The sequence below is a fragment of the Collinsella sp. CLA-JM-H32 genome, from assembly GCF_040098165.1.
GTDB lineage: Bacteria > Actinomycetota > Coriobacteriia > Coriobacteriales > Coriobacteriaceae > Collinsella.
Map to the genome: position 1 here is coordinate 93186 of NZ_JBBNMZ010000010.1, position 15766 is coordinate 108951.

A 15766-nucleotide genomic window follows, 5' to 3' on the forward strand; every position below is an offset into this window, starting at 1 on the left:
TGAAAATCGCGCAATCATGTATATCAGTTGTTTAGGCTCGTGTTTAGCTATCGGAATGGCCAGCCGCCGCCTCGGCGCGCTCGGCATTCCACGCAACGAGCGCCTCGTGGACCGCCTTGGCAACATCGGCAGGTATGCCGCGAACTTCCGCGATCTCTTGCTCGCTCGCCGCGCGCAAACGCTTCATCGAGCCAAAATGGCGCATAAGGGCACGTTTTCTGGTGGGTCCCACGCCTGGAACGTCATCGAGTACCGAAACTGTCATGGCTTTATCACGCAACTCACGATGGAATGTGATTGCAAAACGGTGCGATTCATCGCGCACCTGTTTAATTAGATAGAGCGAAGCGGACCCGGTCGGCAGCACGACGGGAGTCTCGTCCCAAGGCACGAAAACCTCCTCATCGGCCTTTGCCAAGCCACAAACTGGTATATCGAGCCCAAGAGCCTCAAGTTGCTTGATCGCAGCGGTCAATTGCGGCTTACCGCCATCGACAACGAGCAAATCGGGGCGCGAGCCAAAGCGCTCGTCGGCCATGCGCTCGGGAGCATAGCGTCGTCCCAAAACCTCGGACATCGACACGAAGTCGTTTGCCTCGTCCAATTCGGCCTGAATTTTAAAACGACGGTACTGGCTCTTGTCGGCGCGTCCGTTGGTAAACACCACCATCGAGGCGACGGTAAAGGTTCCATGCAGCGTCGAGATATCGAAGCACTCGATACGCATCGGCGGCGCCGGCAGCGCCAGCGCGCTTTCGAGCTCCAGGAGCGCTTGATTGGTGCGGTCGTCAGCGTACCCCGTTCGCATCATGTAGCGCATGAGGGCATGGCGCGCATTTTTGGATGCCATATCGAGCAAACGGTGCTTTTCGCCACGCTGCGGCCTATGGAGATGGCAGGAACGCTCGCGCTTGCCTGCAAGCCACTCCCCCAGCGCCTCCGCATCCTCAAGCTCGACAGAGAGGTTTATCTCAGCTGGAATATCAGCCGTCTCATCGTAATAGCGCTTAAGAAAGCCCGACTGGAGCTCTTCCTCGTCAACATCAAAGCCCTTGTCGAGAATGAACTCGCAGGTGCGAACTGTTCGGCCCTCGCGAACGACGAAGACGCAAGCGGCAGAGATGGTCTCCTCGCGATAGAAACCGATGACATCGATATCGACACTGGAGGGAAAAACGACTTGCTGACGATCGTCCAGACCCCTGATGACCTCCAAACGACGTTTGACGCGTGCCGCGCGCTCAAAGTCGAGCGCCTCGGCGGCATCCGTCATCTCGGAGGTCAGCTCATCGACGACATCCTTGCGATGGCCCGACAAAAAGCGCTCGACACGTTTGACGTTCTTGGCATAGTCCATAGGAGAAATCGCGCCGACACACGCACCCGGGCCGCGCCCGACATGGTAGTCAAAGCAGGGACGCCCGTTTTGCGCGCAAATCATATTGACGATGTCTTCCTCGCCCTTGTGGGACTCGACGATACGACGACAACGACGCCACTCCGCACAGGATGCGGAGCAGATGGGGATAACCTTGCGCAGCGTATCTATCGTCTCACGTGCCGCACGGCTATCGGTATAGGGTCCAAAATAGCGCGTTCCCGGCTTATGGCGCTCGCGCGTATATTTGATAGCGGGATACAGGTCGCCCTTTGTAATGGCGATAAAGGGGTAGCTCTTGTCATCCTTGAGGTCGACGTTAAAGTACGGATGGTACTGGCCGATCAGGTTGCGCTCGAGTACAAGCGCCTCATGCTCGGTTTCGACAACGATGTAGTCAAAGCTCGCAACCAATTGCATCATGAGCGGTATTTTTTGGCGCTCATCCTGCAGCGTCACGTACTGGCGCATACGGGAACGCAGGTTTTTCGCCTTGCCAACGTAGATGACATCGCCCTTGGCATCTTTCCAAAGGTAACATCCGGGCTGCGTGGGAACGCGCGAAACCTGCTCGGCGAGTGTTGGAATGTTGTCGTGACCGGCCACACGCACCTACTTGCGACGAAGCAGCGCCGAGACCTCGGGCATCTTAAGGACGACGGCAAGGCCAAAGGTAACAGCAAGCGAGACGACACCCGCAACACAAACGTAACCAAGAGTAATCAGAATCGAGCCGCCAAGTGCCCCGACAAAGTGCTCAAGCGCCCACATGACGCCGGCGCCTGCGGCAGCGCCCAGGCCACCGAGCAAAAGGCCAAAGAAACCGCCATGCAGGATAGATTTGACCTGAAGGCCACGCAGACGACGACGCAGCCACCACAGCGAGCAACCGACCAAGATCACGTAGTCGACGACATACGAAAGCGCGATTGCCGGCATACCGAAGCCCAGCACAACGCCAAACAGCAGAACCGAGCCGGCCTGGCCGATGGCGGAATACAGGCAATAGCGGCTATAGGGCTTCATGTCGAGCAAGGCAGAGAAGCTCTTCTGCATCAACACGACCACGCCGTAGAGCGGCAGCGAGAACGCCAGGTAGACAAGGAACTCGGACACCAGCGCCACGCCGGACTCATCAAACTTGCCGGCACAGTAAATCATGTTGAGCGGACGCGCGAAGACAATCAGGTACAGCGCGAACGGAATCAGGAAGAACAGCATCTGGGCGACGCCACGCGAAATGCCCGTGCGAACGCTGTCGTAATCCTTCTCCTGCGCGTCGTGAGAGAGCTCGGTATAGAGCGCCGTCGAAAGCGAGGCGGCAATCAGCGCGTAGGGCAGCGTGTACCACAGGCGCGCATAGGCGATGACGGAAGGACCAGTCTCGGGCTGGACCACCAGCGCGGCAGCGTTGGTGATAGAAGTCGAGACAAACATGCACACCGTGGCGAGCAGCGTCGGGATACCGAGCGCAATCGTCTGGCGCAGCGCGGGGTCCTTAAAGTCGATATGGATATGGGGATGCACGCCGTGCTTGCCAAGCGCGGGAATCTGACATGCCATCTGAACAAAGACACCGAGGGTCGTACCGGCCGCAATCAAGATGATGCCGGCACGTTCGCCAAACTGTGCGGACACGGGCACAAAACCCATAAAGCTCGCAATGACGATCACATTGTTGAGGACCGGGGCAAACGTCGACCAGAAGTAGTCGCGGTGTGCGTTGAGAACGCCCGAGAACACCGAGCCCAAACCATAAAACAGAATCTGGATGGCAAAGAAACGGAACATGAACGCAGCGGTATCCATGCTGCCGCCGTCACCCGAAAGGAACGATTGCGTCCAGATAAAGCCCGGGGCGAACACGGTCCCCAGCAACGAAATGCCACCCAGCACTAAAAGCAGAATGCCGAGCAGGTTGCCCACGTACTCGTTCGAGGCCTCGCGACCCTGCTCACGCCTCACGCCCATGTACACGGGCAAAAACGCCGTCACGAGCATGCCGCCCATCACGAGTTCGTAGAGCATGTTGGGCAGGTTGTTGGCAACCTGATAGGAGGACGAGAGCAGCGACATGCCGATGGCGGCCGCCATGGCCCACGTGCGGATAAACCCGGTGACGCGCGACACGATGGTCAGCACGGTCATGAGGCCAGCAGAACGACCAACCGTGGAGTAGTCCGACGAACCCATATCGTCTACGTCGTCCTGAGAGTCCTCATGAACCTCATCTTGTGGCGGCAAATCGTCCACGACGGCAAAGGAGCCGGTCATCGCAAAGGGATCGTCAACCAAAACGGCGTCATCAGCAGGCGCGGCGTCATCGCTGTTCGGCATGTTGTTACCGGATACGGCATCATCATCGAATATGGCATGGTCGCCAAACACCGTGTCAACTTCTTTGGCGGCGACGGTTCGGGCAGAAAACGACAGAGGGTCCCAGTCGTCATCACCGTCGATGGCCACGCCCTCGACGGGATCTGTCGAACCAAGCGGCGACCATTCGTCATCCGAAAGAAGCGGCTCGTCATCATCATGAGCCGCGGGCTTGGCGGAACGAGCGACAGGAGCGCTCTGCGGCGCGCTCTTTCCCTGGGCTGCCATCAAAAACACCGCCGTCTCATCGGGACGCGGCACACGAGGAGCCTCGGAGGCGACCGGCGTCACGCTGGCGCTCGATTGAGCGGCGGCCAAAAAGACAGCCGTCTCATCGGGACGAGCCGAAGAAAGAACCGTACGGGGAAGCGCCGTGCCGGCACCGGCGGCACGCAAGTACACGGCCGTCTCGCCCGGGTCAGCGGCAGCGGACCAGGCGTTTCGAATCTCGTTATCGAACGAAGCAGCCTCGGGCGCGGGCGCCTGAGGAGCCGACCCTTTTGCAAAGTGAGCTCCGCGCTTTGATTCTTCCTGCGGCATCGCTCAGTCCTCTCTCGTGATCGGGGCAACCGTCGCCCCGCAAAATGCAACTAAGTCATCGGGAGCAAGCTCAAGCTGATAGCCGCGCTTGCCACCCGAGATAAAAATGGTATCCCAAAGGACGCATGTCTCATCGATCAGCGTCCGGAAGCGCTTTTTCATACCGACCGGGCTGCAACCGCCGCGGACATACCCCGTCGCGGCAAGCAAATCTTTGACATGCATCATGGTCAGCGACTTTTCGCCTGCGGCGCGCGCGGCGGCCTTGAGGTCGAGCTCGTCGGCAACGGGAATGCAGCACACGACATGGTCGTTGGACGGCGTCGTGCAGACCAGGGTCTTAAATCCCTGACCGGGCTCCTCGCCAAGCTGCTCGGAAATCGCGACGCCCAGACCTGACGATTCATCGCCATCGTCTTCGTACGTATGGAGAACATAGGAGATGCCGGCGCTTTCCAGCTCGCGCATCGCATTGGTTTTTGGCGTCTTAACAGCCTTTGCCATGGCACATCCTTTCCCTCGCAGAGCGACGCAAGGATTAAGTATAGGGCCAATTCCGCCGCATATGCCATCTCGACACACAGAAGCGCCACCGAATCAGAAGGAATCGGTGGCGCGTCGGTACTACAACGTCTCTTTACCGTGCGTCGAGCTGCGCCTGACGCTCACGGTCACGCTTGAGCAGCGGCGCCAAGAACTTGCCCGTGTAGCTCTGCGAACATGCCGCGACTTGCTCCGGCGTGCCCGAGACCACGACGGTTCCGCCGCCATTGCCGCCTTCGGGGCCCATATCGATCAGGCGGTCGGCGACCTTGATGACATCAAGGTTGTGCTCGATCACCAGAACCGTGTTGCCCGCATCGACCAGGCGCTGCAACACGTCGAGCAGCTGGCGAACGTCCTCAAAATGAAGGCCGGTTGTAGGCTCGTCCAAAATGTAGAACGTCTTGCCTGTCTGACGACGATGAAGCTCCTTGGCGAGCTTCACGCGCTGCGCCTCGCCGCCCGAAAGCGTCGTAGCGGGCTGGCCCAAGCTCACATAACCCAGACCCACGTCATATAGGGTCTGCAGTTTGCGCTTAATCTGCGGGATATTCCCAAAGAAAGCCAGTGCCTCGGTGACACTCATGTCGAGCACATCCGAGATTGTCTTGCCGCGGTAGGTAACCTCGAGCGTCTCGCGGTTATAACGCTTGCCGCCACATACCTCACAGGGGACATAGATATCGGGAAGGAAGTGCATCTCGATCTTGATCTGGCCATCGCCCTTGCACGCCTCGCAGCGACCGCCGCTTACGTTAAAGGAGAAACGTCCCGGCGAGTAGCCGCGCGCCTTCGACTCCGGCGTGCTTGCAAATAGCGCACGCAAATCATCCCACAGGCCAATATAGGTCGCAGGGTTCGAACGCGGCGTACGACCGATCGGCGACTGGTCGATATCGATTACCTTATCGATGCACTCAATGCCCTCAATCTTCTTGTACGGCCCCACGGGACGCGTCGAACGATGGATGGCATTCGTAAGCGCGGGCGCAATCGTATCGGTGACCAGGGAGCTCTTGCCCGATCCCGAGACACCGGTAACGACTGTGAGCGTACCGAACTCAATCTTGGCGGTAACGTTTTTGAGGTTGTTACCGCGGGCGCCCGTGATCTTAAGACAGCCGCGGCCGGGCTTGCGGCGCTCATCGGGCACGCGGATCATCCGCTTGCCGGTCAAATAGGCACCCGTCATGGAATCGGGGCACGCCATGATATCGGCAGGCGTTCCTGCAGCGACCACGTTTCCGCCGTTAACGCCCGCACCGGGACCCATATCGATCACGTAGTCGGCAGCGCGAATTGTATCTTCGTCGTGCTCGACGACGATAACGGTATTACCGATATCGCGCAAGCGCTCGAGCGTCTTGATCAGGCGCTCGTTATCGCGTTGGTGGAGACCGATCGACGGCTCGTCCAGAATGTACAGAACGCCCATGAGGCCGGCGCCGATCTGCGTTGCCAGGCGAATGCGCTGGGCCTCACCGCCGGAAAGCGTCGCCGAGGCGCGATCGAGCGTCAGATAGTCGAGTCCGACATCGACCAGAAAACGCAGGCGCTCCAGGATTTCCTTGACGATGCGCCCGCCGATGAACTGCTGACGCTCGGTAAGCTCCAGGCCCTCAAAAAACTCGAGCGACTCGCGACACGACAGGCAGCAGACATCGTAAATGGACTTGCCGCCCACGGTGACGGCAAGCATCTCGGGACGCAGGCGAGCACCGTGACAGCTCGAGCATGGCTCTTCGCGAATGTATTTCTCCAAGCGAGCCCTGGTGTTCTCGTTCGTCGTCTCGCTGTAGCGCTCGTACAGGATGTTGCGCACGCCCGAGAACTTAGTGTCCCACTGGCTGCGACGCCCATCGAGCTTTTGATAGTCGACCGAAATCTTCGTGTCGCCCATGCCATCCAAAAACGCACGACGCACCCGCGGGGGCAGGTCCTCCCATGGCGTATAGGCACTCACCTTAAAGTGTTTGCAGACCGCAGCAAAAATCTGCGGATAATAGTTGGAATTGCCGAACAGGCTGCCAAAAACTCCGTCGGCAATCGACTTTGAGGGGTCTTCAATCAGCGCCTCGGCATCGACTGTCTTTTTAAAGCCCAGGCCATCGCACTCGGGACATGCACCATAGGGCGCGTTGAACGAGAAATCGCGCGGCTGCAGGTCGTCGATGGAATGCCCGTGCTCCGGGCACGCCAGTGCCAGCGAATACTCCAGCAGCTCGCCCTCGGTTCCCTCGGGAGCGTCGCGGTCGGGCAGCATGTACACGTTCACGTTACCGTGCGCCAGTGCCGTCGCCTGCTCAACGGACTCGGCAATGCGACCCAGGGAGTTCTCTCGAATCACGATACGGTCGACCACGACCTCAATGTCGTGTTTGAACTTCTTGTCCAGGTCGATAGGGTCGTCAAGCGAGCGCACCTCGCCGTCGACGCGCACACGGCTAAAGCCCTCCGCACGCAGGTCCTCAAACAGCTTGGCATATTCGCCCTTGCGTCCACGAACCACCGGCGCCAACACAAACGCGCGACGGCCCTCCCCCGCCGCCAGCACCTTGTCGGCGACCTGATCGGTCGTCTGACGCTCAATGACACGACCGCACTCAGGACAGTGCGGCGTTCCCACGCGAGCAAACAGCAGACGCAGATAGTCGTAAATCTCGGTTACGGTGCCCACCGTCGAGCGTGGGTTTTTGGACGTCGTCTTCTGATCGATCGACACAGCCGGCGACAGGCCGTCAATCGAGTCCAGATCGGGCTTGTCCATCTGGCCCAAAAACTGACGCGCATAGCTCGAAAGGCTCTCGACGTAACGGCGCTGGCCCTCGGCATAGATGGTATCGAACGCCAGTGAGCTCTTGCCCGATCCGGAAAGACCGGTTATGACCACGAGCTGGTCACGCGGAATGGAGACATCGATATCGCGCAGGTTATGCTCGCGCGCGCCGCGGATAACGATAGAAGAATCAGACATGGAAGCTCCTTGCCTCCTACAACTTCAAATCACACTGACGATGAGTTTAGCGCACTCGACGCGCACAGATGTTCGTGATACAAGATTCGCAGACCTTTTGCGTTGTCTGACGCCGCAGACCGCACGCTCGGTCCGTACTTTCGAATACCGTCGATCGCCTGCCACGCATCATGAATGACTCCCGCTCGCAAACGAGGGTACAATGACGCTCGTGTCACACCGCGGGGCTCCGGCCCCAACATATACAGAGGAGTCAAACATGGGTTGCGAGCACGCACAGGCAGCCGGCGGGCAAACGCCGCCGTCGCAATTTGAGGAGAATACGCTGTCCGAGGTCAAGCGCGTTATCGCCGTGCTTTCCGGCAAGGGCGGCGTCGGCAAGTCATTCGTCACCGGCGCCATCGCCACGGAGCTTTCCCGCCACGATCACAAGGTCGGCGTCCTCGATGCCGATATTACCGGCCCCTCTATCCCTAAGATGTTCGGTATGAGCGGACGTCACGTCCATGCCCTCGGCAACCTTATGCTGCCCGAAATCTCCGAGCACGGCGTCAAGGTTATGAGCTCTAACCTGCTGCTCCAAAACGAAACCGACCCCGTCCTCTGGCGCGGTCCGGTTATCGCGGGTGCCATCAGGCAGTTCTGGAGCGAAACCTCATGGGGCCCCATCGACTACCTGCTGGTCGACATGCCTCCGGGAACGGGCGACGTCGCCCTCACGGTCTTCCAGTCGCTGCCCGTCGATGGCATCGTCATCGTCACGAGCCCGCAGGATCTGGTCTCGATGATTGTCGCCAAGGCGGTCAACATGGCCGAGAAGATGAACGTGCCCATTTTGGGAATCGTCGAAAACATGAGCTATATCGAGTGCCCCGATTGCGGCAAGAAGATAGAGGTCTTTGGCAAGAGCAAGCTCCCCGATGTTGCCGAGCGTTACAACCTCGAGATCCTAGGGCAGCTTCCCATCAATCCGGCACTCGCCGAGGCTTGCGATAAGGGCGAGGTTGAGACCGCACTGCCCGCACGTATGCTGCCCCAGGTCGTCTCTGCCGTCGAGGCCATTGCCCCGCACGAAACCGCCGAGGCCTAAGTGAACGCAAACGCCTCCTATGACGTCTTGGTAATCGGCGGCGGGGCCTCGGGTCTCGCCGCCGCCATTACGGCCGCACGCGCAGGCAAAAGCACCTGCATCGTTGAGCGCGATGTTGCCTGCGGCCTTAAACTCCTTGCGACCGGCAACGGCCGCTGCAACCTTTCCAACGAATCAATTGATTTCCAACGGTACAACCACCCCGCATTCGTCGAATCCGTCATGGGTCCCCAGCCCGAGCAAGAGCTCGGCAGTTTCTTCTCCTCGCTGGGCATCATGACGACCTCCGAGGAGGGCCGGCTGTATCCGCGCTCTCTTCGTGCCGAATCGGTGCGCGATGCGCTTCTCAACGCTTGCAATCACCTAGATATCACCTTGATCTGTGGAGCAAACGTCGCCTCGGCATTCAAAGCCCCCGAGGGCTGGGCACTCCAAATAGACCGTCCCGCGCGAGCACTCAAGGCAAAAAAGCACGACGACCGAAAATCCGAACTACGCTCGCTTCGGAAGGCGCTCGCCGACACCCCTCGCACGAACGAGACGCTGCAGGCAAAGGCCGTAATTATCGCTACGGGCGGCAACCCTGCCGACATCGCGAGGACGTTCAATCTTTCCCTCACCCCGCAGCGACCCGTCCTCTGCCCTGTGTCGGCATCGGTCTTCGGCGACCAGGCTGCGCTCAAGACACTGGATGGCCTGCGCGTCCGCGCCCGTTTGACGCTCACCCGCAATCACGAGGAGCTCTGGCGCGAAGACGGCGAAGTGCTCTTCCGAACCTTTGGCATCTCAGGCGTTGCTGCCTTCAACCTCTCCCGTCGCGTCCAGCGCGGCGACACGATTCTGCTCGACGTTTTTCCCGACCTCTCCAAAGACGAGTTGCTCGATATGCTCAGCCAGCGAGTTGCGTTGCTCGGCGGCTTTTCACCCCGCGACCCCCGCTGGCTCGACGGCATGCTCGCCCCGCAGTTCTCTCACGTTGTCTGCACCGCATTCGAACAGTGCCACCCCGGGTCGTACGACGTCATCCATCTGGTCTCAATCCTCAAGCACTTTAAGATGCTCGTCGAGGGAACGACAGAGGAGCGTTCGGCCCAGGTCACGCGCGGCGGCGTGCCCATCGAGAGCGTCTCAGCTCCCAACCTCTGCGTGAGCAACGCGGCAGACGCCCCACTTTACATCTGTGGCGAGGCGCTCGACATCGATGCCGATTGCGGCGGTTTCAACCTTGCATGGGCTTGGATCTCGGGTATTCGCGCTGCAAGCAGCCTATAGCCGCGCAGTCTATAATCAAAACGCATTCGGGCCGTCTGGGACACCGGGCGGCCTCTTTCTTGCATCTAAGGAGACCTCGATGATCGAAATCACCCAAGTCCACGCGTCACTCGATGAGGCCGGCGACGAAACCGCCTGCCTTGCTATTGGTAGACGCGCCGTCAAACGAGCCCTGCGATGCGAGGATTCCCAGATTAAAGCCATTGAGCTCCATCGCAAGTCAATCGACGCCCGTAAAAAGCGAGATGTCCATTTTATTTTGAGCTTTCGAGTCGAGCTGACAAGCTCCCGACTCGAGCAGGAGGTGGTCGATCGCGTCGCCGAGTGCGACCGCTCGCGCATCCGCATGGTAGACGGCGAGGCTCCTTCATTCCCCAACCCTGTCCCAAATGCACCCAAGGGGCGTCCCGTCGTTGTCGGCGCCGGTTGCGCCGGTCTCTTCGCCGCCCTGACCCTTGCCGAAGCGGGCCTTAAACCCCTGCTCATCGAGCGCGGCGACCCCGCGCTTCGCCGCTCGGAAGCGATTGATCTCTTTCTTAAGGAGCGTATCCTCGACCCCGACAGCAATATCCAATTTGGCCTGGGCGGCGCAGGGACCTTCTCGGACGGCAAGCTCAACACGGGAACCAAGAATCCTGCCCATCGGCTGATTCTTGAGACCTTCGTCGAAGCTGGCTCACCTCGCGACATCCTGTGGGACGCCAAGCCGCACATTGGCTCCGACATCCTCCCCACCGTCGTCACCAACATTTCCCAGCGCATCGAGCAGCTCGGTGGAACCGTCCGCTATCGAACAAGGCTCGTCAATATTCGAACCGATGGATCTGGCGCCATCACCGGCGTCGATGTCCAACCGCCCCAAGAAACCACAAGCGAGACAATCGCCACAAAGCACCTCATTCTCGCCTGCGGCCATTCCGCCCGCGACGTATTCGAGCTTCTCAAAGAACATGACGTTGCCCTCGCGCAAAAGACCTTTGCCATGGGTGTGCGCATCGAGCATCCACAGCGCGACATCGACCGTGCCCAATATGGCCCTTCGGCGGGGCACCCGGCACTCGGAGCAGCCCCCTACAAGCTTGTCGCCCATCTCCCCAACGGCCGCAGTGTGTTCTCGTTTTGCATGTGCCCCGGAGGACAGGTTGTCGCGGCCTCTTCCGAGCAAGGCCATCTGTGCGTCAACGGCGCCAGCCTCAATGCCCGCGACGGGCGCAACGCGAATGCCGCCTTACTCGTTAACGTCACACCTGACGACCTTCCCGGCGATGATCCGCTCGCAGGCATTGAGCTCCAGCGCGCCTGCGAGCGAGCCGCTTATCGCCTGGGCGGCTCCAACTGGAACGCGCCGGCACAGCTCGTCGGAGATTTCCTTGCTAGACGCGCCAGCACGGCACCTGGAAAGGTAAAACCGACCTATCCACTTGGCGTGACCTGGACGGCGATCGACGATGCCCTCCCGCAGCATATCGTCGAATCGCTTCGTTTGGGAATCCCCCTGCTCGGTAAGAAACTGCGTGGCTATGACCGCCCCGATGCGGTCCTCACTGGCGTGGAGACGCGTTCGAGCTCCCCGGTCACCGTCACCCGCGATCGAACATGCCACGCCGTGTCGACTCCGGGCCTTTACCCTTGCGGCGAGGGTGCCGGATATGCCGGCGGCATCATGAGTGCCGCCACCGACGGCATCCGTTGCGCTGAGGCGCTGATAGCAGACCTCTAATGCACGAACTCCCGCGTCCAAACGACACAGGCCCCGAGCTCCACAGGGAACTCGGGGCCTGTTCGCTACTTCCTGAATCTTGCACCCTGGCGTTTTCTGCCCGAAGCAAAGGTAGAACCCTTTCGAGCCTGCGAACGCAAACGCTCGATCGTTTCGTCCTCAGATGCGCCCTCAAGCATCGCCCGAATCTGAACGACGGCATCGCGCAGACGCGCCGCCTCCTCAAAGTCCATGGCGGCGGAAGCGTTGCGCATGTCTTCCTCCATGGTCTCGACGATCCGCACGAGCTCGTCATGCGGCAGCCCTTCCAGCTGCTCGGCGAGCGTCTGCTCGGGCGCCACCGTCTCCGGCGCGGCGCCCTCGCCGTTTTCGTCGGGCGTATAGAACGCACCGTGACCCAGCGAATCGCCTCTCGAGCGCCCCTTCGAGCCCACAGTCTTTTCGGCCTCGGTAATAAAGCTCGAGATGTCGTTAATGGCCTTGCGGACCGTCTTGGGCACAATGCCATGCTCTTCGTTATATGCCATCTGAATCTCGCGACGGCGCTGCGTCTCCTCGATGGCTTCTTTCATCGAATCGGTCACAACGTCTGCATACATGATGACCTCGCCGTCGGCATTACGGGCCGCACGGCCAATCGTCTGAATCAACGAACGGCGGTTGCGCAAGAAACCTTCCTTGTCAGCGTCGAGAATTGCCACCAGCGAGACCTCGGGAAGGTCAAGACCCTCGCGAAGCAGGTTAATGCCAACGAGAACATCGATCTTTCCCTCGCGCAGCGTTCGCAAGATCTCGACACGGTCCATCGTCGCCGTATCGGAATGCATGTAGTTGACCTTAATGCCGGCATCAAGCAGATGGTCGGTCAGGTCCTCGGCCATGCGCTTGGTGAGCGTAGTCACCAGCACGCGCTCCTTGCGGGCAACGCGCTCGCGAATCTCGTCCTCAAGATCGTCAATCTGCCCACGAACCGGACGCACATCGATCTTGGGGTCGAGCAGACCGGTCGGACGAATAATCTGCTCAACGTCGTTCTGGCTAACCCGCAGCTCATAGTCGCCCGGCGTGGCCGAAACGTAGATGAACTGGGGAATCCTCGCCTCAAACTCATCGAAACGAAGCGGGCGGTTATCGAGTGCCGAAGGCAGACGAAAACCATGCTCAACCAGCGTCACCTTACGCGAGCGGTCGCCTTCGTGCATGCCGCGGATCTGCGGCACCGTTACATGGCTCTCGTCGATGATGCAGAGCATATCCTTAGGAAAGTAATCGATCAGGGTAAACGGCGGCTCGCCCGGTTTTCGGCCGTCCAGATGACGCGAGTAGTTCTCGATACCGTTACAGAAACCCATGGTCTCGAGCATCTCGAGATCATAGTCGGTGCGCTGCTGCAGACGCTGCGCCTCGAGCAGCTTATCAGTCGCCTTGAGCTCGGCCACACGCTTCTCGCACTCTTCGCTGATTGATTTCAGAGCCGCTTTGACCTTAGGCTTCTCAGTCACGTAGTGCGAGGCCGGCCACACGGGAATGGCCTCGTACTCACGCAGCATCTCGCCGGTGACCTCGTCGATCTCGGCAATCAGCTCGACCTCGTCGCCAAAGAACTCAAACCGCAACGGATGCTCGGCATAGGGCGGATACACGTCGACGACATCGCCGCGCACGCGGAAGGTGCCACGTGCCAAATCATAGTCATTGCGATCGTACTGGATATCGATAAGCGCATGGATAAAGTCATCACGCTCGAGCGGCACCTTCTTGTCGACGTTCGGAGCTAGGCCCGCATAGTCCTCGGGGGAGCCAATGCCATAGATACACGAGACCGATGCGACGACGATCACATCGCGTCGAGATAGCAGCGATGCCGTCGCCTGATGGCGCAGCATCTCGACCTCTTCGTTAATCGAGGAGTCTTTCTCGATATACGTATCACTCTGCGGTACATATGCCTCGGGCTGATAGTAATCGTAGTACGACACAAAATAGACCACGGCGTTGTTAGGGAAGAATTCCTTGAGCTCGCTCGCGAGCTGAGCGGCAAGCGTTTTATTGGGAGCCATGACCAGCGTCGGCTTCCCCAGGGCCTCAATAGTCTTAGCCATCGTGAAGGTCTTGCCCGAACCAGTCACGCCCAGCAAAACCTGATAGCGATCTCCGTCCCTCACACCCTGCACAAGCGACTCAATGGCCTTAGGCTGGGAACCGGCGGGCTCGTATGGAGACACGACCCTAAACGGCACCTCAGAGCCCTCAACGCCAAAACGTTTGAGCTCTCCTCCAACACGCTCAACTTCAAATTCCGCCATGGATACTCCTAACTCATATATCTGCAGTATACGCAGGCGGCAGGCATAGTCCTATACGAACCGATCGGGATAGAGGGTCTTGTAGCGGACCCAGGCATTATTGACACGAATCAGATACGCCTGCGTCTCGGGAAAAGTGATCGCATTATGAAGCGACGTGCTCTGCTGCGCCCATCCGTCGACATTGCCCATGCCGGCGTTATAGGCGGCAATGGCGCTGTCAGTCGACCCGTTAAAATACGTTAGAAGATACGAAAGGTACGCACAGCCAAACTCGATGTTCGTAGCGGGATCGTTAAGGTTGTCGGCTGAATACTCGCTACCATCGACAAGACCCTTGGCAATCATATCCTGGGCAGTCTCGGGCATCAGCTGCATCAATCCCTGAGCGCCTTGATTCGACTCAGCCTTGGGATCCCAATTCGATTCCGACTTTATGACAGCACACACCAGATACGGATCAAGATTGTGCGAAATGCTCGATTGCTTTACGTACGCCTCGTAGTCAATCGGATACAAAGGCTTAAAGAAGGCGGCAGGGGCATACGAGTAGACGAGCGAAATAAGGCCGAAGACGAGCATAACGACAAGTGGCGCCACGCGATACCACGTAAAGAAACGTGTCTTAGGCATCGGTCTCCTCCCTATCCACTACATCCCCGAAGCCATGGCGCGCAAGCCATGCGTCCAGTTGTTCAAAGAGTGAATTGTCGCCTGCCGTATTATCGATTACCGTCGTAGCGAGATTGCAAAGCGAAGCCTCATCAGGTTGGCATGCAGAGCGAGCATCAAAATCAAGGGACTCCATACCACGATGAATAGCACGCTCACGACGAACTGCTAAAGGAGCGCTGATAACCAGAATTTCATCAGCCAGGCCAAAAGCATCCTCAAAACCAGTCGGGGCAGAAACCTCGACAACCGCAAAGGGATAACGGGGGGACGAAACCGTGCAGCAAACCGGATCAAGAATCCTCAGTGACAGCTGTTCGATGAGAACCGGATGAACGATGCCATTGAGCCGCGCGACTGTATCAGGAGAGGCGAAAGCTCGAGCAGCGAGGACATTGCGGCGAATGCCGCCCTCCCCGTCCAGAATGTCCCAACCGAATTCTTCCGCGAGGGCATTGACGATATCGGAGCCTGGCACATACAGCGATTTGGCAAGCTCATCCAGATCGATAAGCATGGCGCCATGAGATTCGAGATAGCGGCAGGCAGTCGACTTACCCGAAGCAATATTGCCCAAGACAAAAACGGTAAACATCAAGTCCTCCCTAACGCCAATGGGAGTTATTATCGCGCAAATACAAAAGAAGGACTCAAAATACAGCCAAACAGTAAGAGAAGCTAAACGAAGGCGAGTTCGTGTATTACAACCCTCTATTAAACGCAAAAAAGGGGGAGGCCGCGAGGCCTCCCCCTTCTCAGCTCTAGCGTACGGCTCGGTGCCGTCCACCGGTCAGCGGCGCCCTGGCCTCCCACGGGCTGACCCCGCAGTACTCTCGGCGCGATGGGGCTTAGCTTCCGGGTTCGGAACGGGACCGGGCGTGCCCCCCATGCTCTG

Annotated in this window: 10 protein-coding genes and 1 rRNA gene; 3 read left to right on the forward strand and 8 right to left on the reverse strand. The window is 59.0% G+C overall.

The window, feature by feature from the left end:
* Nucleotides 1-43: 43 nt before the first annotated feature.
* From uvrC to uvrA, 4 genes are all read right to left on the reverse strand, one after another.
* Nucleotides 44-1984 (reverse strand): excinuclease ABC subunit UvrC, encoded by a 1941-nt coding sequence (gene uvrC / locus AAA021_RS07565; RefSeq protein ID WP_349088690.1) that lies wholly within the window; start codon nucleotides 1982-1984, stop codon nucleotides 44-46.
* 6 nt (nucleotides 1985-1990) lie between these two features.
* Nucleotides 1991-4294 carry a lipid II flippase MurJ gene (locus AAA021_RS07570; RefSeq protein ID WP_349088692.1) on the reverse strand — a complete coding sequence of 768 codons (2304 nt, stop codon included), beginning with the start codon at nucleotides 4292-4294 and terminating at the stop codon, nucleotides 1991-1993.
* A gap of 3 nt (nucleotides 4295-4297) precedes the next feature.
* Nucleotides 4298-4798, reverse strand: coding sequence for a Cys-tRNA(Pro) deacylase (gene ybaK / locus AAA021_RS07575; RefSeq protein WP_138375029.1), 501 nt, complete (start codon nucleotides 4796-4798; stop codon nucleotides 4298-4300).
* A gap of 133 nt (nucleotides 4799-4931) precedes the next feature.
* The gene (uvrA, locus tag AAA021_RS07580) at nucleotides 4932-7811 is read right to left on the reverse strand and encodes an excinuclease ABC subunit UvrA (RefSeq protein ID WP_349088694.1); all 2880 of its coding nucleotides are present in this window, start codon (nucleotides 7809-7811) and stop codon (nucleotides 4932-4934) included.
* Nucleotides 7812-8070: 259 nt separating this feature from the next.
* On the opposite strand from uvrA, the gene AAA021_RS07585 reads away from it, so the two are divergent.
* The 3 genes from AAA021_RS07585 (at nucleotide 8071) to AAA021_RS07595 (ending at nucleotide 11893) form a co-directional block, all read left to right on the forward strand.
* Complete coding sequence (locus tag AAA021_RS07585) at nucleotides 8071-8901, forward strand: Mrp/NBP35 family ATP-binding protein (protein WP_349088696.1); 831 nt, start codon at nucleotides 8071-8073, stop codon at nucleotides 8899-8901.
* Nucleotides 8902-10173, forward strand: coding sequence for an NAD(P)/FAD-dependent oxidoreductase (locus AAA021_RS07590; RefSeq protein WP_349088698.1), 1272 nt, complete (start codon nucleotides 8902-8904; stop codon nucleotides 10171-10173).
* A 79-nt stretch (nucleotides 10174-10252) separates the two neighbouring features.
* Nucleotides 10253-11893 (forward strand): FAD-dependent protein, encoded by a 1641-nt coding sequence (locus tag AAA021_RS07595; protein ID WP_349088699.1) that lies wholly within the window; start codon nucleotides 10253-10255, stop codon nucleotides 11891-11893.
* A gap of 65 nt (nucleotides 11894-11958) precedes the next feature.
* Here AAA021_RS07595 and uvrB read toward each other — a convergent pair whose 3' ends face one another.
* The 4 genes from uvrB to rrf form a co-directional block, all read right to left on the reverse strand.
* Nucleotides 11959-14199, reverse strand: coding sequence for an excinuclease ABC subunit UvrB (uvrB, locus tag AAA021_RS07600; RefSeq protein WP_349088701.1), 2241 nt, complete (start codon nucleotides 14197-14199; stop codon nucleotides 11959-11961).
* 51 nt (nucleotides 14200-14250) lie between these two features.
* Nucleotides 14251-14832: a lytic transglycosylase domain-containing protein gene (locus AAA021_RS07605; protein WP_349088703.1), complete on the reverse strand. Its 582-nt coding sequence runs from the start codon at nucleotides 14830-14832 to the stop codon at nucleotides 14251-14253.
* Entirely contained in the window at nucleotides 14825-15466 is a 642-nt protein-coding gene (coaE, locus tag AAA021_RS07610) for a dephospho-CoA kinase (RefSeq protein ID WP_349088705.1), read from the reverse strand. Before coaE ends, AAA021_RS07605 begins: the two co-directional genes overlap by 8 nt.
* A gap of 193 nt (nucleotides 15467-15659) precedes the next feature.
* Nucleotides 15660-15766: ribosomal RNA gene (gene rrf / locus AAA021_RS07615) — 5S ribosomal RNA — on the reverse strand; the annotation flags it as partial.